This is a genomic window from Octadecabacter antarcticus 307, from assembly GCF_000155675.2.
GTDB classification, from domain to species: Bacteria; Pseudomonadota; Alphaproteobacteria; order Rhodobacterales; family Rhodobacteraceae; genus Octadecabacter; species Octadecabacter antarcticus.
Window position 1 is genome coordinate 3,055,958 of the sequence record NC_020911.1, and the last position, 22,270, is coordinate 3,078,227.

A 22,270-nucleotide genomic window follows, 5' to 3' on the forward strand; every position below is an offset into this window, starting at 1 on the left:
GTGGGTGACAACACTTATACCGTGGCGTGACTGCGTGTCGCTTTAGCTCAGTAAATCCCAACACGATAACTATTGCCAATAGCGCCCCTCGAATACATTAGGAGCTAGGGCTTAAATAGGACCTGTGAGTAACCTTAGGTAAATTTACTGAAGCATTTAGCCCAAGCGCAACCAATGCGCCGTGCGTACAACACAGGGCCTCTCAGGGGCATGCACGCGCTGGGCTGGTGGTGGCCTTCATCTGCTTGAGTGTTCATTAGACCGTATGCCGCTGCAAAGACTCCTGATGCTTGCTGTGGTCCATACGTGTGACGCCCAGCGCGGTAGCAGGTCAGAAGGTTGATGTTTCAACACCTACTAAGCTCTCCTGATATTCTTGCCACTCAACTTCGGTTAACTCCGGTTCCATAAATATGGCTGGCATATAGTCTTTGGGGGCGACCATAACTTGAGAACTGCCGCCTTCATGCCAATAATAGTACACCTGCCTTTGTAGGTCAGTATACATACGTCTAAGCAAGTTTTCTTTCGCTAGCTGCCCTCCGAGATAATGCTTCACAGTCACTGAATTATCGCTGCGATTGGACGCAAGAGACACGTCAGAAGCACCATAACCGATAAGATTCATGTGTTCTGAGAAGGTACGCCTTAGATCATGCATCGTCCAATAAGCCCAACCGACCAACTCAGGGCGCTGCTTAAAACGATCAAAAGGTTTGCGGAATGAGTATTGAGTATACCCGAAAACTAAGTCCAATGGTTCACCCCTATCACCCAAGATACTATCTAGCAGACCAACACGAGGAACATGGTGCGGCTTATGGTTCTTTTGGATATCGCCAGCAAACAAAATAGTCTGAGAGGTCACATTAGCCCAAGTAAGCTTTAGAGCTTCATTCTTACGGACTCCTGTTAGGATACAGAACAACACTACCCGTGAGATAGGGTGCTGGAATGTGGAAAAGTAGCCATAGATGATATAAATCTCATGAGCAGATAAGAACCGATTGCGTGGCGCATCAACAGCCATGAGGTCTTTGCGGGTGAGAAACTTAACTGGGTTTGGCTCTAGGCCATGATAATTTAAAGCAGCCCTCAGATTCCGCATTACCTTATTCGTGTAAGCGACAGAATGTTGGCCCAACAGCTTGCTGTATCTAGTCGCAACCATCTGACCATTAAGTTGGCCCAGAGGGAGGTGCTCCCAATCAGAAAGGCAGCTAGAGAATGTGACACGGTAGTCCCTAACAGTACTTGAGGCTAACTTATGCCTCTTAGCGTCTATGTAGTCAGTAACAGCCTGCCCTACAGTCTTAGGCCCTTGTTCAACCTCTTGCTTCTCAAAACGAGGATCTATCCCCTTAAACGCTTGCAGCAACATGGAACGCGCATCTGATCTGGCATCATCCAGAGGTATTAAGTCTACAGACCCAATCTTTTGCCGGAACTTCCGACCAGTTCCCTTGATACGAGCTTCACAGACGTAAGAAGCCCTCCCCTTAGCCGACACCTCGATCCCAAATCCTACAAGAGCGGTATCCCATATGAATGTACGAGTTCCGGTGCCATCTATGTTTGCGAGGGTTCTTTGCGTAATCTTTGTTTGCATGGCGCTCACCGCTGGTAGCCAACTGGTAGCCTTTAGTCTGCAACAAATAGGGTCTGACTGATAGGTCAAAACAACGTAAAGCCAGATTACAACTGTTAAATGGTGCCCAGGGGCGGAATCGAACCACCGACACGAGGATTTTCAATTCTCGTTTCTATAAATACATAACTGAACATACATCAATTTAATATGTTTAATAACTGAAATATGGCTGTTATACTTGAACATAACACAACATTGAAAACCACCACTACACCCGATATTTTAGAGCCTATAGTGAGCCTAAGAAATGCCAAAAGTCGTACTCACCGAAATCACACTCAAATCCTTACCTCCACCAGTTAGTGGCCAGACAACATATTGGGATAAGACAACATCAGGCTTTGGTGTGCGCGTCTCACAAGGGGGCAGCAAATCCTTTGTGATTGTACATGGTGTAAACCGTCAGCGGGAGACACTTGGTCGACATCCAACCATCACCCTCAAGCAAGCCCGCGACCAAGCAAAGAAGTTGCTCGCTCAGATTACACTGGGCGTTCAACAGAGTAGAACCATCTCATACAAAGATGCCCGTGACCTGTTTCTTGAAGCCTGTGAGGCCAAGAACAAGAGAAATACCGTGGACTACTATCGAAAACGTCTAGACACCCACTTCCGTTTTGGTCGCAAACGCTTGGATGAAATCACCCGCACAGACATTCAGTCACGTATTCGAAAAATCAAAACGTCTACCTCAGAACAGAACCACGCCTTTGTGGTGATCCGAACACTGATGAACTGGGCATTGGCAGAGCAACATGTCGATCAGAGCCCCATTGCCTCACTAAAACCGCCAGTCAAGCCGCAAGCTAGGGATCACGTGCTGACCGACTATGAACTAATTCAAGTTTTCAAAGCTTCCCAAGAACAACCCTATCCGTTCGGTCCGATTGTCTCACTGCTGGTGCTAACTGGGATGCGTCGCAACGAAGTTGCCTCGATGAAATGGGATTGGATCGACCGGAGCGAACAGACTATTATTATTCCCGCAGATGTGACCAAAAACAAGCGGGTGCACTCCCTGCCCTATGCTGATCTCGTTGAAGCCGTGTTGGAAACCATCCCTGAGATAGGTCCATATCTGTTTCCATCTCGTTCCAAGACAGGAACCATTTTTAATGGGTGGGGCAAAAGCAAAGAGCGCTTTGATGCTTCCCTTGAGGATATTATGCCTTACACATTACACGACCTGCGCCGTACTTTTGCAACAACCCATGCAAAGATAGGTACGCCTATCCATGTGACAGAGAAACTCCTGAACCATGTTTCAGGAACAATTAGTGGCGTTGCTGCAGTCTACAATCGACATTCATATATGGATCAAATGCGGACGGCGGTTACAGGATATGACATATATTTAAAAAACCTCAGCAACCCGCGATAACAATAGAGCTTTGGGCTAGGTGTTTGATCCCATGGTTTGATGGTGCGATCTGTTCTTTGGAATGGAAGGAAGCATTATGGGACAAGTCCAGTTTGTTGCGATTGATAGTGCCACTCGCTAGGTCTTCATCCGCGTCTACAACAGCAAGACAGCGGCCAATGCGCGTCGCTTCATCCGCGACCTTGAGCGTGCCTCCTCACTGCGCATCCGCACCATTCTTACCCCCTCTCGGGATATTGCTGCGCAATACCCTGCCGGCAATGGACAACGGAAAAGAGTTTACTGACCGACTGTTTGGTCTGCGTAAACGGGCGCAAAGCGGGAAGCATGAGTTCGACAAGCTCTGCACTGCACTGGAAATCGAACACCGACTGACCCCACCAAGATCACCACAAACCAACTGCATGGTGGAGCGGTTCAACGGACGCATCGAGGATGGGGGTGGAGATCAGCTTTTTGCGCCAAGGGCAGGCAGCCCCATCAGATCTGAATACGACCGCTCTCCCCGTGTAATTTGCCGTTTCAGAACGGTATTTGCTGATTTCAATTTACCATCTCTCAGATGTTTCGTGATTGCACTATGTTCCTCAAAGGATTTTAAAGTACGTTCTGGTCGTTTTGACAGATGTGTCCGTATCGTTCTGACGATGTCGCTGACGTTCTGATATCCATCCTCCAAGTAACTGTTTCCGCAATGTATGAAAAATGCGTTGTGAAAATCGGCATCTAACTCGAGATATTCCTCGAACGCATCGACCTTTCGGGCTTCTGACATCTTAGACAAAAGGTCCTCAAGTTCGGCGAGTAGAGCGGTATAGTTTGCATCAAGGGCTTGGGCCATTGCAGCTGTTTCGAGGATCAATCGATACTGGCACAACTGTTCTACGCCCTTTTGAGACAGATCGAATACAAAAGCGCCGCGCTGTGGGATTATCTGAACAAGGCCTTGGAGTTTCAATGCGGCAAGCGCTTCGCGAATCGGGGTTTTGCTTATGCCTATTGCCTTCGAGAGCTTGGCTTCCTGAAGCTTCTCTCCCAGGGTAAAAGTTCCATTAACGATGCCCCTTCGAATATGCTCTTCCGCGATTTTACTTAAAGAATCCGGCCGTTTAAGTTGAATTATGTCTGACATGTCAACTCTCCTTGTTTCACAAAAAATAATGATAGCACAGGTTTTGTTGATTTATATAATATATCTGATATGTCAGACGTCAGGGTTATAGAAAACCCGCCAAAATCAATCCTTGGGAGGATACCTTGTTTAACAAATCCACATTCACACTCGGCGTCATTTTGTCGACCGGGCTTGCCGTCGCTGCATCCGCTGAAACAATCATCAAGATCGGGCATGGCGCAGCCGAGTCTTTCCATATGCATCGCGCACTTTTGCACTTCGAAGAACTTGTTGAGGCTGGCTCTGATGGCGAGATCGACGTACAGATATTCCCTTCCTCGCAGATGGGCCCTGATCGCGAAATGATTGAAGGTGTTCAAACCGGCGTTCTGGAAATGGCAATCCCGCCTTCCTCATTCTTTGCGGGATGGGATCCAGCCTTTGCCGTCATCGAACTGCCGTACATGTATGCGTCCAAGGACATTGCTTTTGATGTACTGGACAGCGCAGCCGGCGATGGCATGATCGAGCGGATCGAAAATCAAGGACTCGTTGGTCTTGGCTGGCTCGAATTGGGCGTACGCAATGTCACCAACAACGTACGTCCAATCGCAACACCTGCCGATCTAGAGGGCGTCAAGCTGCGCACTATGCAGGTACCTGCCCACGTCGCGACTTTTCAAGCTCTCGGTGCCAACCCGACGCCTATGAACTTTGGCGAAGTGTATTCAGCACTGCAGCAGGGTGTAATCGACGGGCAGGAAAACCCGCTTGCGATCATCACGTCTCAACGCTTCTACGAGGTTCAATCCTATCTCTCCACGACTGGCCACGTTTTTGCTGTGTACATGCCGGTTATCAGCCAACCGTTCTTTGCTTCGCTCTCGGACAAACACCAGCAGCTTGTTCGTGAATCGATGGCGTCTGCCCGTGTCTTTCAGGCCGATTTGGTTGCCTCGGAAGATGCGGCTCAACTGGAAGAAATCCGGGCTGCCGGTGTTGAAGTTCTTGAATTGACGGCTGAGCAACGTCAGGCGTTCGCTGACGCGACCGAAAGCGTCCGCTTGGACTATCGTGATGAGGTGGGCGCGGATACATATGACGCATGGATCGCAGCTGTTGCCGAGGCAAGCGGCAACTAAGCCGTTCCTGCAATTTCCAAATTGGGTGTCCATGGCCAAATGGGCCTGGGCACCCTCCATATTTTAGGGGTGGGAAAAATGGCAATTCTGAAGTGGCTGGACCAAAACATAGAGAAAATGTTGGTTTCAATGCTCTTGGCGGCGATCGTGCTATTGATCTTCGCCAACGTAATAATGCGATACGTCATGAATGCGTCACTGTCATGGGGTGAAGAGCTGACGCTTTGGTTTTTCGTTTGGTTTGTGTGGCTTGCTGTCAGCTACGCCTTTCAAAACCGCGAACATGTGCGCATCACCGTATTGCGTGACCTGCTCAGTGAACGAGTGCGTTTATATGCAGACATTGTCATAGACCTGCTTGTCCTAGCGTTTTTGGTGATGCTGACGATTGAATGCGTCAAGTTGATTATGCTGCCCTTTGTGGCCAGCCAAAATTCTGTCGTTCTCGGCCTCCCGATCCCAATCCTTTATGCTTCTGCACCCGTCGGCGCGGCGCTGTCGTCAATCCGCGTGGTCCAGAATTTGATCAGAACAGTGCGCACCATCTCCGCCCACAAAACCTAGGAGCGAACAAAATGCTTGCTGCAACAATATTTATTTCACTGTTTGCCCTCCTCCTCATGAGTGTTCCTATTGGTATTTGCCTTGGACTTGCGACGATGATCGCAATGCTGTTCGTTGACGGGACGCCGCCTATGGTCTTGTTGGCACGGTCGGTCGTCACCGGCGCGGATTCTTTCCCGTTGATCGCTGTTCCGTTGTTCATTCTGGCCGGAGACTTGATGCAACACGGCGGCATGTCACGCCGGCTGGTCAGCTTCGCCAATGCCCTTATCGGTCATATCCATAGTGGCTTGGCTTATGTAAATGTGCTGGCTTGCGTTTTCTTCGCCGCGATATCTGGATCATCGCCTGCAACAGTCGCCGCAATCGGATCGAACATGATCCCGGAAATGGAAAAAGTCGGCTATTCTCGGCGTTTCAGCGGCGCATTGACCGCATCCTCCGGCATGATCGGGGTGATGATCCCGCCCAGCATTCCATTCATCATCTATGGCGTCACCGCAGAAGTCTCGATTGGAAAATTGTTCCTTGCAGGCATCATTCCAGGTGTGCTGTTCGCGGTCATGTTCATGTTTGTTGCGCGTCTACTGCTGCGTAACGACACCGAAATACAGGAATCAACTACAGAGTTTTCAACCGTTGGCGTATTGCAGAGTTTCCGCGAATCTATTTGGGCGCTTTTAGTGCCAGTGATCATCCTAGGCGGTATTTACAGCGGTGTATTTACGCCGACCGAGGCGGGAGCAGTTGCTGTGGTCTATGCAGCCGTTATCGGAATATTCGTTTATGGTGATATCAGGTTACGCGATCTACCCAATATATTGGCAGGCAGCGCAAAGACCAGTGGGACCATCCTCGTTCTGGTGATCATGGCGACTGCTTTTGGAAGATTGATCACACTGGCACGAATTCCCACTGAGTTATCCGCCTCCATCACAAGCCTTTCTGACAATCCAATCATCATTTTGCTGCTCATCAACCTATTACTGTTGGTCATCGGAATGTTCATGGAGACGATTTCGTCAATTATTATCATGACACCGATCCTCCTGCCCGTTGCGACGGCGCTAGGAGTCGACCCCATTGCCTTTGGTGTAATCCTCACTGTCAATTTAGCAATCGGGTTTTGCACTCCACCTCTGGGGGTGAATCTGTTTGTTGCAAGCAGCATTTCAGGCGTTTCTATCGAACAGCTGAGCAAGGCGATCCTGCCGTTCTTCGTCGGCATGATCATTCTTTTGATGCTGATTACCTACGTGCCAGCGATTTCACTGGCTTTGCCGTCACTTTGGTAACCAGAGCGATCCGACACGCGAAGTGCAACAGAATTGGAGGACCCGGATGGATCTCGACTTGTCTCACCCATCGATAGAAGACTTAAGGCAGGCCGCACGCAGACGCATTCCAAAGTTCGCCTTCGAGTACCTTGATAGTGCGACAGGTAGGGAGCTGGGGCTGAAGACAAATCGTGACGCTCTCGACGCAATCGGGTTTATGCCCAGCGTGTTATGTGGTCGCACCAAAGCTGACCTTCAGACCACTTTGCTCGGGCAGAAATATGATCTGCCGTTCGGGATCGCGCCGATAGGCATGTCTGGCATGATGTGGGCCGGTGCCGAACGCATGCTCGCGCAAGCAGCTGTTGCGCATAACATTCCGTTTTCACTGTCTAGTGTTGCGGTCGCATCGCCCGAAGATGTTGCCCCCCACATCGGCAACAACGGGTGGTTTCAACACTACCCTGTGAAGTCCGCAGAATTGCGCAGAACAATGTTGCCTCGGATCAAGGCGGCGGGATTTCACACGCTTATAATCACCGTGGACGTACCCGAAGAAAGCAGGCGTGAGCGTCAAAGGCGCGCCAATCTGACCGTTCCTCCCAAAGCTGACCTTCGTACAATCGTTGAAATGGCTCAATGTCCTTCATGGTGTCTTGCGCACCTGCGGGAAGGCATCATGCCAAGGATGCGATTCTTCGACGACTATGTCCCTCAACGTGGCCGGGAAAGCTTCACGCATGCTGGCGCTTTAATACGCGGCATCCCAGACTGGCAATATCTGCAGGAGCTCCGTCAGGAATGGGATGGCCATCTGGTCGTGAAAGGCGTTCTGCGGCCAGAAGATGCTGCACGAATGGCAGCTGAAGGTGTGGATTGTATTTGGGTTTCAAACCATTCTGGGCGTCAATTCGAAGCCGGACCGGCCGTCATTGAACAGCTTCCGAAAATCCGAGAAGCCGTTGGTCCAGATGTTCCGCTCATCTACGATTCCGGTGTGGCCTGGGGAATGGACATCATGCGTGCGTTGGCCAAGGGCGCAGACTTCGTCATGGTTGGACGCGCCTTTCAGTTCTCCGTTGCAGCCTTCGGCGCACGCGGTATCGACCACCTAATACACATTTTGAAGGCCGACATCGAGGCCAACATGAGCCAACTTGGTGTCGAGAACATCAACCGATTGGCTGAATATCTTCTGTTGAACGACTGATGATCACGCAAGCGATCACGACCAGTTCGGAGGGGAACGGCGTCAGACATTAATTACTCCATCGGCGTATTCCACACCATTTTGTAGGGTGCTGTCTACGAATTTATCTTTGGCCGTTTTGTCGAAACAGACCTATTTGAAAATGGGAGGTCGCACGGCCACCCATCTGGATACCTACGCACGAAACACTCGGGAAGATAGATGCGAAGTGCCTTCCTCAATCGGCTCTCTAATGGAATTATAGGAGTCCGTTTCGCTTCGGCTCCATCTTCTGGTGAGAACCCGATTGTCATGTTCGTCTCTTTGATGTCCCAACGTATACCGTGTTTCGCATGGCAAAGGTCAATCAACTTTTGACCGACATGACCATTGCCCAGAAGTTTGGGTATGCGTTTGCAAGAGTTGTAAAAAAATTAGGTCCGCAAACAATCCCAAGCCAAGACTAATTTTGGTCTTTCAGGCCACAAGACACTATTTCCTTTACCGAATAAATTGTTGAACGAAATCAGCTCCCAAGCCAACCTCTTCATAGTGCTTTTTGCATGCATCAATCTTGCTGAACACGTCCTCATAACCCAAAATCTCACCCCATGGGTCAACGTAACACATCACTCCGTTAACCTGAAAATAGGTGATCATCTCTTCAACGCCCTCAGGTACCACCAGCGTATGTGTCTCGCCGGGAGGCTCATATACATAGCTACCTTCTTCGGCCATCCAATCATGTTCAAGATAATGCCATCGTCCCTTTAAAACGAAACCATGCACAGGCTGAGGATGGCGATGCCGTGACAGCACGCCTGATTTACGCACGCGCAACAGGTTCATCCAGTACCCTTGCGAACGATTAAGACACAGTGGGCGGAACCATACATTATCGGCTTGAGGGACCCAATGACGTTCATCTTCGGGAATTGCGTGGGGTATGACGATCTCTTGCTGCGCGTCCGCCGGGAAAGGCAGCTGATACGGTGTGCGTTCGTCGTAGTTATTCTTATCGACCATCCTGGGCCTCCTCTTACATTGCCAAGTATCCGCCGTCGACGGGATAGACAGATGCGGTTACAAAACTTGATTCGTCAGACAGTAGCCATTTCACCAAGGCGCCAACCTCACTGGCTTTGCCCCAGCGGCGCAGTGGTGTACGGCTAAAAATGGCAGCTTCTCGCTCGGGTGAATCGCGCAGCCCTTGAGTCATTTCGGTTTCGATCCAGCCCGGGGCGATTGCATTGACGCGAATGCCATCTGCCGCCCATTTGCCAGCTAGGGCCTTGGTCAACTGCACAACCCCCCCCTTGGACGCGGAATAAGCGGGGACCAGAGGCCCCCCAAAAGTGCTGAGCATCGACGCAGTATTCACAATCGCACCGCTAGATTTCGCCAACAGGGGCTGCGCAGCAAGACAGCACCTCATCGTTCCAGTCAGGTTCACATCAAGCACCTTTTGAAAAACATCGATGTCGTATTCATCGTTGCGCACCAAAATGCCCGCGCAATTCACAAGTCCAGCAAGCCCACCAAGACGGTTGAACAGCGCATCCACCGATGCACCTTCCGTTACGTCCATCAGGCAGGTCTCAATCTTGGAGGACCCTGAAAAAAAGTCAATTTCGCCTTGTGATACAGTCGCGGCGATGACGTGATAGCCCGCAGTATTAAGAACTTCGGCCACTCCCGCGCCGATGCCGCTTGTGCCACCAGTGACCACAACTGTTTGTTTCATCGGCTCGATCCTTTTTCGAATTCTTTGACGAACGCCTCGGCGCGCGACTTTAACTCTGACAGTTCATATGACTGTTTAAAAAGGGCAGACCCCAAACCGAAACTGTCAGCACCAGCCTGTCGGTATTCGCCCATTGTTTCTGGGGTGATGCCCCCAACGACCGCGACAATCGCCTCTTTGGGGAGGACCGCTCGCATTGCAGAAATAGCCTTTGGCGGAGCCAATTCGGCCGGAAATATCTTGAGGACCGACGCGCCCAATTCCAACGCTGCAAACGCTTCCGTCGGAGTGAGAACACCCGGACACCATTTCATGCCCAGCACACCTGCCCGTGCACCCACCTTCGGGTTCATATTGGGTGCAACAATGATTTGCCCACCCGCATCCCGGACGGCAGATACATCGTCAACGGTCAGAACAGTGCCAGCGCCAACGACGACGTCATTGCCAAATTTCCGCGAGATACGGTCAATCGAAGTGAAAGGATCTGGGGAGTTCAGTGGCACCTCGATGATCCGGAAACCCGCGTCCATCAAGACGCCCGCCACATCAAGCGCGCGATCGGGTTCCAGCCCGCGCAAAATTGCAATAAGTGGATTTTTCTTCAGTGCCCTGTCAAATTGCATCATTACAAAAGCCCCGCCGCTTGTGCGATTAGAAAATGACCCTTCGCGACAATATCATCGGGTGCGCGTTTGGTTTTCAAACCTGCCGCGTTTAAAGCAATTTCGTAACGATCCGCCAGATCATCGCACCCCACAATTATGACTGGCCCACCGATCAAGGCGTCATCAGTCCCTTTAATTTCGGCACCAATCAGCAGGCCGGAAAGATAATCCTCAACCATGCTGTTGGTGATTTTGCCAAAAAGAGGCAAAGTGCGGACCCCAAAAAGGTCATGCAAAAGCTTGCCTCCTTCTGCCACTCCCGCGGCGCAACCCATGCGAAACGCGCCTTCATGAAACGGCCCATCTTCGATCAAGGTAGCAAGAATGGTATGCTGACGAAGTGCTGCGAAAACCTCACCGGTCATAAAGGTAGAATAGTTTTCAATACAATTGTCGCATACTGTGACCCACTTGCTGTGGGTGCCGGGCAACACGAATATACCATCCGACATGCCGAGCGCTGACGCACCAATGATCTGTGTCTCCTCGCCACGCATCACGTCAGGCGTGCCGCCGTGATCAGTCGTCATGCCAGTGACAAAAGTCACCTCCGTCCCGTCCGACATGCGGTGCGTCACAAGCGCGTTAGCAAGGTCCTGAACGCCTGACGGAACCGACACATACGGTGTTTCAATCCAACCGTTACGGCTGGTGATCATGCCCGATGCGATAACCGGCAAGCCAAGGGCAGCCCCCCATGGCCCGATCAGGTCCCTGAATGACCCCTCAAAATCACCATTCTTGATGTGCATAATTCCTTCAGGCTTTGAGACTTGGTCCAAGACCTCCCCGCCCGCGCCGATAAGAAAGGCGCGGAGCGATGAAGTGCCCCAGTCGATGCCGATAAGAACCGGTTCAGATGCGGCCAAATTCATTCAAAAGATCCTCAATTGTCTTACCATTGGCCACCCATTTGCGCGTTTCTTCTTCGCGGTCAGCCTGTTCTTGGGCAAGTTTGACGACCCCTTCAGCAATTTCCAATGGAACAACAACGACGCCCATTAGGTCGGCAACGATGAAATCACCGGGGTTTACGACCACGCCACCGCAGGCAATTGGCACGTTGATCGATAGTTCTTCTTTGCGGCCAGAGAACATCGTGTGCGTGCCACGCGGCGTAATAGCGCGTGTCCAGATGGGCCAGTTAATATCCTCAAGCTCGTCTGTGTCGCGCCCTGCCCCGTCAACGATCATCCCGCGGATGCCTCGGTTTTGGGCCAAGCCGCCCATAAGTCCGCCGCAGACTGATGTGTTCAGATCTCCACCTGCATCGACAACAATCACATCGTTTGGTTGGCTCATTTCTAGCGCACGCAGAGGATCAACCAAGTCGCCTTTGGACAGCTGTACCGTAACCGCTTGTCCGGTGATTTTGGACCGGAACGCTGGCTTGATACCGCTGTCCATAACCCCAGTGCGATACTGTACATCAGCAAAAATCGCTGCGGCTGAATAGGCCTGGATTACTTTGTCGAATTTCGCGAGCAGGTCTGGGTTACGTTCGAAATCGTTGAAAACTCTTAGGTCGTTAAGGGCTTCTGGCATTTTCGCCTCCTGTTATGATGTTTTTTCGGCCAATGCGTCTGCATTGATGGGATAATCTGGCGACACTCCAGTTAGGACTTTGGCCACTTGCATTGCAGCCGTAACCCGTGCCGCCATGATGGATTCTTCAGAATAGTAGGCGGCGTGCGGTGTCACGATGACGTTGGGCAAAGTAAAGATTGGGTTGTCAACTGGGGTCCAATTGGACCGCTTCGCCGGCTCTTCTTCGGGGTCATCCAGACCGGCTGAGGCGAGGTGCCCATCAGTCAAAGCGCGATAAAGCGCTTTGTTGTCGACGGTTGGCCCGCGTCCTGTGTTGACTAGAATTACCCCCGGTTTCATGGCTGCAAATTCAGCATCCGACAGAAAGTGCCGCGTTTCTGGCGTCATAGGAGCTTGCATCAAGATGTAGTCCGAACGTGCCAAAAGGTCTTCTTTGGACACCAGTTCAGCCCCGTGTTGGGTGGCGACCTCTGCGGGTAAAAACGGATCAAAGGCAATGATATTAACGCCAAAGGCTTGTGCGCGCGTCGCAATTGCCTGACCGATCTTGCCAAATGAAACAACGCCCATCGTGCGACCACGTAAGCGGTTAATTGGTTGGCCACTTTGCCACTTCCAGATGCCTTTGTGGGTCGCACGATCATAATCCGGCAGCTTGCGCGCCAACGTCAACCAAAGAGAGATCGCGTGATCCGCGACCTCCTCTGTGCAATAATCCTGCACGTTTGTGACAAGAATGCCCTTTTGCGTGGCCGTCTTCACATCGACAATGTCGACGCCAACGCCGTATCGCGCGATCACTTCACATTTCTTCATCGCACCAATCGTTTTAGCACCTATGCGGGTATATTGATTGATCATCGCAGCGCAATCGGCAGCGGCTACAACAAGATCATCTTCGTTCTTGCTTTGGAGCGCGATAACCTCTGCACCCGCCGCTTCGAGAATGCCGCGCTCTACATTGACGTCTCCAAAGTCGTAATCGGTGATCACGACCTTGGGGCGATCTGCCCTTGGTGGGCCAAGTTTCGGATCAGACATAAGCGCCTGCCGAATACGTCAGCTCATAAGAATGGCTGTAGAGTTCAAAGATATTGCCGAACGGGTCTTCCATGTAGACCATGCGGTAGGGTTTTTCATCAGGATAATATTTGCGGACTTGGCTCATGCGCTGCTTGCCACCAAGGCTTTCGATGATCTTGATGCGCCCTTCAACGTCTTCGTCCTGCACGCAGAAGTGAAACAAACCACGGCGCCAGTATTCGAATGGGCGTTCTTCTTCTTCTGTGTTCGGGAATTCAAACAGTTCGATTCCTGTTCCATCACCCATCGACAAGTGCGCGATCCGAAACGATCCCCAGCCCTCGCCGAAAACGTCGTCACACATTTGTCCGATGGCACTATCGTCATGCTGGACCTCTGTTGAGCCCATGATGACGTAAAGTCCGAAGGCTTTTGAGTAGAATTCAACCGCCTTGTCCAGATCTGGAACGGTGATGCCAATATGAGAGAATGTAAGTGCGGCCATTGATAGGCTCCTTTGTTGTTTTAACTTAGAGAATATTGCGGATGATGCCGCCTTCGACTTTGTGAGCACCGCCGTTCATGGCTTGGTTGGTGGCGACGGTGACGATGGCCTTGGCAACTTCGTCAACCTGCACAAAGCGCTGGATGAGCGAAGTCGGTTCGTCTGATTGGAAGTAATTTTCTATGAGCTCGGCCAATGGCTCGCCTTTTTGCGTGGCCAATCCATCGAAATAGGCCTCCACACCTGCTGTCCATGTAGGTCCGGGAAGCACGGAATTCACACGTACGCCGGTCCCTTTCGTCAGTTCGGCCATGCCACGGGACAACCCAAGCATCGCCGTTTTGGTGACGGAATAATGGATCATCTGCGGCAACGGTTTTACACCCGCTTCGCTGGCTAGGTTCACAATTGAACCGGTGCCGCGTTTGAGCATTGCAGGTAGAATGGCCCGAGAAACACGCACGGCGCTTAGGACGTTGATGTCAAAATACTGCATCCAGTCGGCATCAGTCAGGTCTTCAAATGCCTTAACAGAGAAAACACCCACATTGTTGACCAGAATATCAACGTCTCCTTGGCTTTGGGCAAAGTCGCAAAGGTCGATGGCGTGGTCGGGATCTGTTAAGTCACCCGCCTTGCCCACAACGTCGCCAAACGGTGAAAGGTCTACGATGCATCTGTCGACTTCTTTCTCGGTCAAACCGTGAACGATGACTTTTGCGCCCTCCTCTAGGAAGGTTTTGGCTGTCGCTTTACCTATGCCTGAGACAGAACCAGTCACCAAAACGAGCTTGTCCTTCAATCCAAGATCCATCCTAGCTTCCTTTATCTCTCGCGTTTTTTCTAAATGCGGACGGCAAAAGGGCCGAAAGTTCGGACCTCCACATATCAATTCCCACAGCCAGCAGGATGATTAGACCAAGCACAATGCTCTGTACCGAGGAGGGCGCGGCGTTCAAATTTAGCCCGTTCTGCACAATCACGATTGTCATCGCGCCCATAAATGTAGCCAGGACGTTTCCGCGCCCGCCGGCAAGGCTTGCGCCACCAACAACAGCCGCCGCAATGGCTTGTAATTCAATCGTCTGACCGTAGTTCGGCGAGCCGGAATTCAGCCGTGCTGACATCAAGACGGCACCGACGGCGGTCATGAAACCTGCGATGGCAAAAGTTATGGCCTGCACTTTCCGAACGTTAATGCCTGTCAGTACTGCCGCTGCAGGATTGCCGCCTACGGCATAGATCTCGCGACCGAGCTTCGTGAAGTTCATCATGAACGCGGCCAACCCATAGAACGTGATTAAGTAAAAGAACGGCAATGGAATACCGGCCAATTTGCCATAGAAGATGGGTTCCAAACCTGGATCTAACGAAAAGATCGGTGAGCCGTTATTGAAGGTCAGAGCCAAGCCTCGAAATGCAATAAGTGCGGCGAGCGTCGTTATAAATGAGGGTATCCGCCCGTAGGCTGTGATGATCCCCAAACCTAGACCCAAGACACCACCAACGATCAAAACAAGAGGCAAAGCCATCATCAAAGGTAGCCCCATGAATTTGAGCATCTGAGCCAGTATCATTGTTAACAACGCGATCATCGAGCCTGAACTCAAATCAATGCCGGCAGCAAAAATTACGATGGTGGCACCGATGGCGATCAAAGCCACGATGCTGACTTGCAAGAACAGGTTTGACAGATTTCCGGGGCTCAGGAACCTATCAGTCGTCAGCGCGACAATCAGAGCCACGATGGCCATCGCCGCAAACGGACCAATCAACTGCGCATTAAAAATACGTTTCATAAAGCCACCTGCCCTTTGTATTCATGTGTGTTGTGGGAGACCGAAGCGCGCACCAAATCGTCGTGCGACAATTCTTTTGCATCCACGACCTGTCTGATTGCCCCATGGTGAACAATTGCAACGCGGTCGCTCATCGCTAGCAGCTCGTCATGATCAGAACTGATCAGAACGATGGATTTTCCGGCTCGCGTAAGGGCATTCATCAGTTTGTAGACGGCGATCTTTGCGCCAATATCGATGCCCTGCGTGGGTTCGTCCAAAATCAGAATTTGCGCGTCAGAAAACAGCCAGCGGGCGATGACTATCTTTTGTTGATTGCCACCGGACAAGAAGTTGACCGTTTTGGCCTCTGCCTGCGGCGAAATTTCGAGTTCTTCCATCAAACGGGCTGTGCCCGCCGCTTCCGCCGCAAGATCAAGGAAACCCCGTCTTGAGATTTCGCCAAGCGAGGCCGCGGTGATGTTACCGCTGGCCTTGAAGTTGAAGAACAGCCCGTCCGTTTTGCGGTTTTCGGGAACCAATGCGATCCCTGCTCGGATTGCGGCCATCTCATTCTTGAAACGGACCGGTGCGCCGTTGAGTTCAATCGAACCGCCTGTCAATGCGTCTACGCCGAAAAGGGCACGAGCGATCTGCGTGCGGCCACTGCCCAAAACCCCGCCAAGCCCAAGGACTTCACCACGTTTGAGATCAAAAGTCGCCTCCGCAACGCCTGACTTGGTTTTCAAACCCGTGGCGCGCAAGACAACTTCATTAATCGCATTGTTTTCTTTGGGATAGTGCTCACCAACGTCGCCACCGACCATCGCGTTTACGATTTCGCTTACGTTGATTTTCGTCTCACCGGCGGCACTGACAACTTGCCCACCACGCAGGATCGTGACCTCGTCGACGATCCGCTCAACTTCATCAAGACGGTGAGAGACGTAGAGGATTGCCGTCCCTCGGCTGCGCATGTTTCGCAAAAGTTGGTGCAGCTGTTCGATCTCGTCCTCGCCCAAGGCCGCCGTCGGTTCATCCAAAATAATCATGCTGGCGTCCATCGCGATCGCTTTGGCAATCTCAACCAACTGTTGCTCACCCACAGAAAGATCACCTGTGATCGCTTCGGGATGAATGTCTACGTCCATTTCTTTGAGGACCCGTGCGGATTCTGAATTGATCTTTTGCCAATCAATCACACCGAAACGCGAACGTGGTATGTTCCCCAGAAAAATGTTCTCCCCCACGGACAAGGTGGGCACAATTGAAAACTCTTGAAATACAGTTGCGATGCCCATGTCCCGCGCCGCAAGCGGGCCAGATATTCGGACTTCATCACCTTTGTGAAATATCTTACCGCTGTCGGGTTGCTGAACACCGGAGAGCGTCTTGATCATTGTCGACTTGCCACAACCGTTTTCCCCCAACAAACCATGGATTGAGCCTGTCATCAGCTTGATGCACACCTTGTCGTTCGCAAGAACGCCAGGGTAGCCTTTGCTGATGTCGGCAAATTCCCAAAGGGGAGCAGTATCACTCATCATGGTCATCTCGCTGGTTGAAGGGTGCATGGAATTCGTCTCTCGCCCCGCGGCGGCACTGACGTGCGCCACCGCGAAACGGGGAGGGTATCAGTAATCGCGAGAAGGCTGCGGAAAGAGCTTTTCAGGCTCTTGCAACACAGTGATTGCGCCGTCTCTGTCTTCGATGGATGTCGGCGTTTCGATCCAGCCACCCGGATAGGTGCCCTCGAGAGCGTCCAGCGTTGCGTGCATTGCAGCCTGCCCCATCAGATAGGGTGATGTGTTTACAGTTGCGGTAACGTTACCGGCTGCAATTTCTTCAAGTCCAGAAGTGTCGCCATCGTTTCCGAGCAATGCAATATCTTTGAGTCCAAGGGCTTTGGCTGCGAAAGACGCACCGATGATCATGTAGTCATTTGCCGCAAAGATGACATCGAGATCGGGGTGGGACTGCAAAATATCCATGCCGGCAGTATTCCCCCCTTCGACGTTCCAACCTCCAGAAATTGAAACAACGACATCAAAATTTTCATTGCCTTCAATTCCGTCAAGAAATCCACCAACACGCTCTGTCGAGTGGTAACCGGGTTGGCCTTCGATGATACCAACTCTCACTGGTTCATCGCCATAGGTTTCGATCGCCCAATCGGCGATTTTGTGGGTCCCATTTCGTTGCGAATAGCCAACAACACCGTGGATCGGGGTTGGGAAGTTCGGGATGTCCGAGTTGATCATAAAGACAGCAATGCCCTGATCTACCGCCCTTTCGATCAGCGGTGCAGCCGCAAATTCGTCATGGGTTCCAAAGATGATGGCGTCAACTTCTTGCGTCAGCACATCTTGGATCATTCCCATCTGTCCGTTGATGTCTGCGCCGCTTTGCGGGGCAAGCATGAAAACCTCAGCGCCTTGCTCCTCTGCGACAGTTTTAATGCCTTCGCCTATAGCGATGTAATAATTGAATTCCGTGGCTGGTGGCATGTACGCAATCCGGAATGTGTCATTTCTAGGTGTGATCAATTCGATCAGCGCCTGAGCGCCGTCCATCATTGGCACTGGCGTCGGATAATCTTCGGCGAACGCCGTGTTGGCCGAAACAGCAATCACCGCGATAATTGTTGTGGATTTGAGATAGTTGATCATTGTGTCCTCCCAGACCGTTGATTTCAGCTGCAGAACGGAATGTCCTGTAACCCGTTGAAGCCGGGTTTGACCGCAAACAGCCCACCCGAATTTGGTTCACGTTTGAGCGTGGCTTCGTTGCTCATCAAACATGATGTCGTTATAAAAAGTGTGTCGAGGTTCGGCCCACCGAATGCACAGCAAGTCGGCTTCCAGACAGGCATGTCGATGACGGTGTCGATGTGTCCTTCAGGGTTGACGCGCACAACGCGTCTGCCCTCCCATTCTGCATTCCAGACGCCGCCTTCTGCATCCACGCTGGACCCATCCGGCAATCCAGGCTCACCCTCAAAAGAGGTCAAAACGCGTCGTCCCGACAGCTTCGAATCATAGTCAAATGCGAGGATTTCACGCTCTGGCGTGTCAGCAAAGTACATCGTCTTGCCGTCCGCTGTGAAACAGATGGAATTGGCACAGGCGACACCTTCTAACAGCGTTTCGACCTTCAGATCACCGTCGATCCGGATAACAGACGAATTCGCCGCCCCAGAGACCTCATTCATGCCCCCCACGACGAAACGGCCCAGCCTATCAGTACGCCCGTCGTTTGTTCGTGTCTCCAGATTGTCCGGTTCAAAATCACAGATTTTTTCTTCTGTACCGTTGTCCAAGTCAAGCAGGGAAATTCGGTCGGCAAAGGCGACAATCAACCCACCAGATGCGCGTGGTGCAAAACAGCAAACCCGATCTTCCATTGGATAGGGCTGGCCTCGCGATGTCACCGGATCAAACGACCACAACGTGCGGCCCTCAATATCTGTCCACCAAACCAAACCATCAATGGCATTCCAAAAAATGCCTTCACCATGCTTGTTTTTACAATCAAAGATGAGTTCAGCGCAGGTCAACTTACCCTCCCGTGTAGGAATCATCTGATATCTGATATACCAGCTTGCAATTCGTGATATATCAGATACTATGGCCTTGCAACAAAAAAAATTGGACAACATGGCACTCACCCGACCCAAGTCGCTTAGAGAACTCGCACTGGAACATCTGCGAAACAGGATCGTCGGTGGCGAACTAAAGATGGGTCAGGCCCTCTCAGAACGCAGAATTTCGGACGAACTTGGCGTTTCAAAATCGCCCGTGCGTGAGGCTCTCGCCCAGTTGCGCGACGAAGGTCTAGTGACGATTGAGCCCCAAAAAGGAGCGCGCGTGTTCACCTTGACGGAACATGAAGTCAACCAAATCTGCGATTTTCGGCAGGCAATTGAAGTAGCAGCGTTCGAAATCGCCCTTAAACGCAATCAGAAGGCCCTTTCCAAGGACATGAAACGGATCGTGAAAGACATGGACGCGGCGCGAAAATCTGGAAATGAGGCTAAGTACCTTTCGCTCGACACCGCATTCCACCAAGCTATTTTTCGCAATTGCGAAAACGATTATCTGTCGGCCAGCTATGATCGTTACGTCGGGAAAATTGCAGCCTTGCGCACCCATTTGTCAGCGCTCCCGCAGCACACCAAACTTTCTTTCGACGAACATATTAACCTCGCAGACGCGGTTCAGAACAGCAATATGTCGGAAATCAAACGTCTGTTGGCAGAACATATTGACCGGACGCGTCAGACCTATGCCTCATCGTTCCCAGTACTTTAATATCGTTTTTTGTGCGGGTTCATGCCCTCGTTAGAGCTGAACTTCATCCATGAAACCGGACAGTTTAGTTATTGACCCTATACGGCCATTTTCCAAGTCATATTATTGAAGGCCTGTTGTGGCGTTTGATGTCCGACACCGGAATGGCGACGCTGGCGGTTATAGAAGACTTCGATGCATTCAAAGATTGCAACCTTGGCTTGAGCTCGCCTTTTAAACCGCTGACGATGCACCAATTCCTTTTTCAGTGAAACAAAGAAACTCTCCATCGGCGCATTGTCGAGGCACTCGCCCTTGCGGCTCATGGATTGAGTGAGCTGCACTTTTTTAATCAGTTTGCGATAGTCCCCACCAGCATATTGGCTGCCCCTATCGGAGTGGTGTATCAACCCCGGAACAGGGCCTCTGCGTCCCAGAGCCATCTCGAGGGCGGCGCAGCAAAGCTCAGCGCGCATTTAATCTTCCATCGCCCAGCCGACGATCTCACGCCAGCCAGATAAAGCCAGCCCTCGTCCGTGTCGATATAGGTGATGTCAGCCAGCCAAACCGTATTTGGTATCTGACTGTGAAACTTCTGTTCAAGCAGATTTGGGGAAGGCTTCAGCTTATGGTTGCTGTCCGTCGTAATTGGCTTTCTACGCTCGCGCAGAAGTGTAAATACCTTGTTCTCCTTCATTATTCTGGCCACGCGTCGTTCAGAAACGATCTCATCAGCCGCTAGAAGATCCCCCTCTTGTCTTATGATTTTGGCAGTTCCTATGCGAAGCTGGAACAGCTGCCCGGCACGTCATTTATGTCAGGCAGCGGCGGAGGTTGGATCGTTCCCCTCTTGGTCGTTGTGGACCGTCGCTGAGTAAGGTCACCTCCGTCTTTTTTTGAAACCTGAACGGATACTTGGGCTTTGGGCCCACATGACAAGACAAGGTTAGGAAGAGACACATGGAAGATACCATTGGGATCGACATTTCGAAAGACACATTGGACGCTTATTGGTTGTCCTCGCGAGAGCACAGGCAGTTTTGCAATGACAAAGCTGGCGCTAAGGCACTCGCATTTCGGGCGAGAAAAACAGAAGTTTCCCGCGTCATTTTTGAAGCAAAAGGCATTTATCACAGGTGCATCGAAACGGGCTTGGCTCAAAACGGGATCAGCTTTGCACGGGTCAATCCGCGTCAGGCCCGCCGGTTCTGCGAAGGGACTGGCCAGCTGGCTAAAACGGACCGGGTGGACGCTGCGCTATTAGCTAAAATGGGCGCACTTCTGGAATTGAGAGCGGACCAACCCAAAAGCGAAACACTTCATGATCTCAAGCAGTTGGCGACTGCCAGGCTTGCATTGATCAAAGACCGAACTGCAGCAAAAGCACGACTTACCGCGACGACGCACAGGATGCTTTCCCAGCAGATCAAACGACGTCTAAAACAGATCGAACGTGACTTGTCGCAAGTTACCGAGGCAATCGATACCATCGTTGCGGCAGACAAAGATCTCGCTGTACGCACCGAAATTCTTACAAGCATTCCGGGCATCGCAAAGATAACAGCCTGTGCGATCCTAACCGAAAGGCCCGAACTCGGACATTTGAGTGGCAAGCAAGCAGCGGCGCTGGCGGGCCTTGCAACTATATCGAGGCAATCGGGAAAGTGGCAAGGCAAGGAACGCATCCAGGGCGATCGTGCCAGCGTCAGGCGCGCTATCTATTTGCCGGATATTGTTGATACACGCTTCAATCCAGACATGAAAGCAAAATACGAACAGCTGATATCGGCCGGGAAATGCAAGAAGCTGGCGATCACAGCCGTTATGCGAAAGCTGATTGTCACCGCAAATGCCCTTCTGCAGGATCAGCGAAAATGGGGCGAATATCCAGCTTGACCAATACGGATACTCAGTGAATGTTTCATTCACCTGCCGGCAGTGGATGAATACGCTTTGATCCGTAGCATTTCATACTGACTCTGAAGAAGGCTCTGATCTTGGGCAGCAACTCCTGATCCCGCGCGTCACGATCAGTTCGACGTTGATCACGTGCAGGCTGACTGGTTGGAAATCCGTAAAGCCACCCCGGCGAGATCTCCAGGAGGCAGCATAATATTGAAACCGCGTATTGGGCTTTATGGGCAGTGGCGAAAGCGCGCTTGTTCGTCATGGTTTCACCGCCCGCATTGGGAAAAAAGCGGCTGCTTTGTGCAAAATCTCCACGTCCTTAGCAAGCCGCTTGTTGTCTTTGCGAAGGCGGACCAATTCAGCCGCATCGGCTTGCTGACGCCGTTTGGCCTCAACTGAGCCAAATGCCTCTATCTCAAGCCGCCACGTCTTCAACTGCGTACCCGTGATTCCGAGCTCCTTGGCAACGTTGCCTTGCGTCGCCCCAGG

23 protein-coding genes, 1 tRNA gene and 1 pseudogene are annotated in these 22,270 nt (G+C 51.5%); 8 read left to right on the plus strand and 17 right to left on the minus strand.

The genetic code is table 11. From position 1 onward, the window contains the following. Positions 1-331: 331 nt before the first annotated feature. Both OAN307_RS15605 and OAN307_RS28665 read right to left on the minus strand, forming a co-directional pair. Complete coding sequence (locus OAN307_RS15605) at positions 332-1,609, minus strand: tyrosine-type recombinase/integrase (RefSeq protein ID WP_015500593.1); 1,278 nt, start codon at positions 1,607-1,609, stop codon at positions 332-334. Between the two features lie 100 nt (positions 1,610-1,709). Continuing rightward, a tRNA-Phe gene (locus tag OAN307_RS28665) sits at positions 1,710-1,787 on the minus strand. A 111-nt stretch (positions 1,788-1,898) separates the two neighbouring features. Between OAN307_RS28665 and OAN307_RS15610 the strand changes: the two genes are divergently transcribed. Then, positions 1,899-3,032, plus strand: a complete 1,134-nt coding sequence (locus tag OAN307_RS15610) for a tyrosine-type recombinase/integrase (RefSeq protein ID WP_015500594.1) — start codon at positions 1,899-1,901, stop codon at positions 3,030-3,032. A 91-nt stretch (positions 3,033-3,123) separates the two neighbouring features. After that, positions 3,124-3,469 (plus strand): annotated as a pseudogene (locus OAN307_RS26655) (hypothetical protein); the annotation flags it as partial. An 11-nt stretch (positions 3,470-3,480) separates the two neighbouring features. Here OAN307_RS26655 and OAN307_RS15615 read toward each other — a convergent pair. Next, positions 3,481-4,164 (minus strand): GntR family transcriptional regulator, encoded by a 684-nt coding sequence (locus tag OAN307_RS15615; protein ID WP_015500595.1) that lies wholly within the window; start codon positions 4,162-4,164, stop codon positions 3,481-3,483. Between the two features lie 125 nt (positions 4,165-4,289). Here OAN307_RS15615 and OAN307_RS15620 point away from each other — a divergent pair, with 125 nt between their 5' ends. The 4 genes from OAN307_RS15620 to OAN307_RS15635 all read left to right on the plus strand — a co-directional run bounded on the left by OAN307_RS15620 (position 4,290) and on the right by OAN307_RS15635 (position 8,339). Further along, positions 4,290-5,288, plus strand: coding sequence for a TRAP transporter substrate-binding protein (locus OAN307_RS15620; protein ID WP_015500596.1), 999 nt, complete (start codon positions 4,290-4,292; stop codon positions 5,286-5,288). Positions 5,289-5,366: 78 nt separating this feature from the next. Next, positions 5,367-5,852: a TRAP transporter small permease gene (locus OAN307_RS15625; RefSeq protein WP_015500597.1), complete on the plus strand. Its 486-nt coding sequence runs from the start codon at positions 5,367-5,369 to the stop codon at positions 5,850-5,852. Between the two features lie 11 nt (positions 5,853-5,863). Further along, positions 5,864-7,147, plus strand: coding sequence for a TRAP transporter large permease (locus OAN307_RS15630; protein WP_015500598.1), 1,284 nt, complete (start codon positions 5,864-5,866; stop codon positions 7,145-7,147). Between the two features lie 46 nt (positions 7,148-7,193). Beyond that, the gene (locus tag OAN307_RS15635; protein ID WP_015500599.1) at positions 7,194-8,339 is read left to right on the plus strand and encodes an alpha-hydroxy acid oxidase; all 1,146 of its coding nucleotides are present in this window, start codon (positions 7,194-7,196) and stop codon (positions 8,337-8,339) included. Positions 8,340-8,819: 480 nt separating this feature from the next. On the opposite strand, the gene OAN307_RS15640 is transcribed toward OAN307_RS15635, so the two are convergent. From OAN307_RS15640 to OAN307_RS15695, 12 genes are all read right to left on the minus strand, one after another. After that, on the minus strand, positions 8,820-9,344 hold the full coding sequence (locus OAN307_RS15640) for a 2,4'-dihydroxyacetophenone dioxygenase family protein (protein WP_015500600.1): 525 nt from the start codon (positions 9,342-9,344) through the stop codon (positions 8,820-8,822). A gap of 13 nt (positions 9,345-9,357) precedes the next feature. Next, on the minus strand, positions 9,358-10,062 hold the full coding sequence (locus OAN307_RS15645; protein WP_015500601.1) for an SDR family NAD(P)-dependent oxidoreductase: 705 nt from the start codon (positions 10,060-10,062) through the stop codon (positions 9,358-9,360). Then, a complete protein-coding gene (locus OAN307_RS15650; protein WP_015500602.1) occupies positions 10,059-10,691 on the minus strand; it encodes a 2-dehydro-3-deoxy-6-phosphogalactonate aldolase in 633 nt (210 codons plus the stop codon). Before OAN307_RS15650 ends, OAN307_RS15645 begins: the two co-directional genes overlap by 4 nt. Then, positions 10,691-11,605 carry a 2-dehydro-3-deoxygalactonokinase gene (locus OAN307_RS15655; protein WP_015500603.1) on the minus strand — a complete coding sequence of 305 codons (915 nt, stop codon included), beginning with the start codon at positions 11,603-11,605 and terminating at the stop codon, positions 10,691-10,693. Before OAN307_RS15655 ends, OAN307_RS15650 begins: the two co-directional genes overlap by 1 nt. Continuing rightward, positions 11,586-12,275: an RraA family protein gene (locus OAN307_RS15660; RefSeq protein ID WP_015500604.1), complete on the minus strand. Its 690-nt coding sequence runs from the start codon at positions 12,273-12,275 to the stop codon at positions 11,586-11,588. Before OAN307_RS15660 ends, OAN307_RS15655 begins: the two co-directional genes overlap by 20 nt. Positions 12,276-12,287: 12 nt before the next feature. After that, the gene (locus OAN307_RS15665; protein ID WP_015500605.1) at positions 12,288-13,319 is read right to left on the minus strand and encodes a C-terminal binding protein; all 1,032 of its coding nucleotides are present in this window, start codon (positions 13,317-13,319) and stop codon (positions 12,288-12,290) included. After that, positions 13,312-13,806 (minus strand): lactoylglutathione lyase family protein, encoded by a 495-nt coding sequence (locus OAN307_RS15670; RefSeq protein WP_015500606.1) that lies wholly within the window; start codon positions 13,804-13,806, stop codon positions 13,312-13,314. Before OAN307_RS15670 ends, OAN307_RS15665 begins: the two co-directional genes overlap by 8 nt. Before the next feature lie 25 nt (positions 13,807-13,831). Further along, positions 13,832-14,620 (minus strand): SDR family NAD(P)-dependent oxidoreductase, encoded by a 789-nt coding sequence (locus tag OAN307_RS15675; protein WP_015500607.1) that lies wholly within the window; start codon positions 14,618-14,620, stop codon positions 13,832-13,834. Position 14,621: 1 nt separating this feature from the next. Beyond that, entirely contained in the window at positions 14,622-15,605 is a 984-nt protein-coding gene (locus tag OAN307_RS15680) for an ABC transporter permease (RefSeq protein ID WP_015500608.1), read from the minus strand. Further along, positions 15,602-17,131, minus strand: a complete 1,530-nt coding sequence (locus OAN307_RS15685) for a sugar ABC transporter ATP-binding protein (protein ID WP_245540863.1) — start codon at positions 17,129-17,131, stop codon at positions 15,602-15,604. The genes OAN307_RS15680 and OAN307_RS15685 overlap by 4 nt, the downstream gene beginning before the upstream one ends. A gap of 87 nt (positions 17,132-17,218) precedes the next feature. Next, positions 17,219-18,253, minus strand: a complete 1,035-nt coding sequence (locus OAN307_RS15690) for a sugar ABC transporter substrate-binding protein (protein ID WP_015500610.1) — start codon at positions 18,251-18,253, stop codon at positions 17,219-17,221. A 23-nt stretch (positions 18,254-18,276) separates the two neighbouring features. Further along, entirely contained in the window at positions 18,277-19,164 is an 888-nt protein-coding gene (locus OAN307_RS15695) for an SMP-30/gluconolactonase/LRE family protein (RefSeq protein ID WP_015500611.1), read from the minus strand. Positions 19,165-19,240: 76 nt separating this feature from the next. On the opposite strand from OAN307_RS15695, the gene OAN307_RS15700 reads away from it, so the two are divergent. Continuing rightward, a complete protein-coding gene (locus OAN307_RS15700; RefSeq protein WP_044044834.1) occupies positions 19,241-19,894 on the plus strand; it encodes a GntR family transcriptional regulator in 654 nt (217 codons plus the stop codon). A 77-nt stretch (positions 19,895-19,971) separates the two neighbouring features. Here OAN307_RS15700 and OAN307_RS28160 read toward each other — a convergent pair whose 3' ends face one another. Further along, positions 19,972-20,349 (minus strand): IS3 family transposase, encoded by a 378-nt coding sequence (locus OAN307_RS28160; RefSeq protein ID WP_144055596.1) that lies wholly within the window; start codon positions 20,347-20,349, stop codon positions 19,972-19,974. A gap of 523 nt (positions 20,350-20,872) precedes the next feature. Here OAN307_RS28160 and OAN307_RS15710 point away from each other — a divergent pair. Then, positions 20,873-21,769, plus strand: coding sequence for an IS110 family RNA-guided transposase (locus OAN307_RS15710; protein ID WP_245540864.1), 897 nt, complete (start codon positions 20,873-20,875; stop codon positions 21,767-21,769). A 270-nt stretch (positions 21,770-22,039) separates the two neighbouring features. Here the strand turns inward: OAN307_RS15710 and OAN307_RS15715 are convergent, their stop codons facing one another. After that, positions 22,040-22,216, minus strand: coding sequence for a hypothetical protein (locus OAN307_RS15715; protein ID WP_015500614.1), 177 nt, complete (start codon positions 22,214-22,216; stop codon positions 22,040-22,042). Positions 22,217-22,270: the final 54 nt, after the last annotated feature.

What these genes read in the sequence shown, in the direction of transcription:
- OAN307_RS15605 (WP_015500593.1), bottom strand. Translation starts at nt 1,609, where the DNA reads ATGCAAACAAAGATTACGCAAAGAACCCTCGCAAACATAGATGGCACC.
- OAN307_RS15610 (WP_015500594.1), top strand. Translation starts at nt 1,899, where the DNA reads ATGCCAAAAGTCGTACTCACCGAAATCACACTCAAATCCTTACCTCCA.
- OAN307_RS15615 (WP_015500595.1), bottom strand. Translation starts at nt 4,164, where the DNA reads ATGTCAGACATAATTCAACTTAAACGGCCGGATTCTTTAAGTAAAATC.
- OAN307_RS15625 (WP_015500597.1), top strand. Translation starts at nt 5,367, where the DNA reads ATGGCAATTCTGAAGTGGCTGGACCAAAACATAGAGAAAATGTTGGTT.
- OAN307_RS15630 (WP_015500598.1), top strand. Translation starts at nt 5,864, where the DNA reads ATGCTTGCTGCAACAATATTTATTTCACTGTTTGCCCTCCTCCTCATG.
- OAN307_RS15635 (WP_015500599.1), top strand. Translation starts at nt 7,194, where the DNA reads ATGGATCTCGACTTGTCTCACCCATCGATAGAAGACTTAAGGCAGGCC.
- OAN307_RS15640 (WP_015500600.1), bottom strand. Translation starts at nt 9,344, where the DNA reads ATGGTCGATAAGAATAACTACGACGAACGCACACCGTATCAGCTGCCT.
- OAN307_RS15645 (WP_015500601.1), bottom strand. Translation starts at nt 10,062, where the DNA reads ATGAAACAAACAGTTGTGGTCACTGGTGGCACAAGCGGCATCGGCGCG.
- OAN307_RS15650 (WP_015500602.1), bottom strand. Translation starts at nt 10,691, where the DNA reads ATGATGCAATTTGACAGGGCACTGAAGAAAAATCCACTTATTGCAATT.
- OAN307_RS15655 (WP_015500603.1), bottom strand. Translation starts at nt 11,605, where the DNA reads ATGAATTTGGCCGCATCTGAACCGGTTCTTATCGGCATCGACTGGGGC.
- OAN307_RS15660 (WP_015500604.1), bottom strand. Translation starts at nt 12,275, where the DNA reads ATGCCAGAAGCCCTTAACGACCTAAGAGTTTTCAACGATTTCGAACGT.
- OAN307_RS15665 (WP_015500605.1), bottom strand. Translation starts at nt 13,319, where the DNA reads ATGTCTGATCCGAAACTTGGCCCACCAAGGGCAGATCGCCCCAAGGTC.
- OAN307_RS15670 (WP_015500606.1), bottom strand. Translation starts at nt 13,806, where the DNA reads ATGGCCGCACTTACATTCTCTCATATTGGCATCACCGTTCCAGATCTG.
- OAN307_RS15675 (WP_015500607.1), bottom strand. Translation starts at nt 14,620, where the DNA reads ATGGATCTTGGATTGAAGGACAAGCTCGTTTTGGTGACTGGTTCTGTC.
- OAN307_RS15680 (WP_015500608.1), bottom strand. Translation starts at nt 15,605, where the DNA reads ATGAAACGTATTTTTAATGCGCAGTTGATTGGTCCGTTTGCGGCGATG.
- OAN307_RS15685 (WP_245540863.1), bottom strand. Translation starts at nt 17,131, where the DNA reads ATGATGAGTGATACTGCTCCCCTTTGGGAATTTGCCGACATCAGCAAA.
- OAN307_RS15690 (WP_015500610.1), bottom strand. Translation starts at nt 18,253, where the DNA reads ATGATCAACTATCTCAAATCCACAACAATTATCGCGGTGATTGCTGTT.
- OAN307_RS15695 (WP_015500611.1), bottom strand. Translation starts at nt 19,164, where the DNA reads ATGATTCCTACACGGGAGGGTAAGTTGACCTGCGCTGAACTCATCTTT.
- OAN307_RS15700 (WP_044044834.1), top strand. Translation starts at nt 19,241, where the DNA reads ATGGCACTCACCCGACCCAAGTCGCTTAGAGAACTCGCACTGGAACAT.
- OAN307_RS28160 (WP_144055596.1), bottom strand. Translation starts at nt 20,349, where the DNA reads ATGCGCGCTGAGCTTTGCTGCGCCGCCCTCGAGATGGCTCTGGGACGC.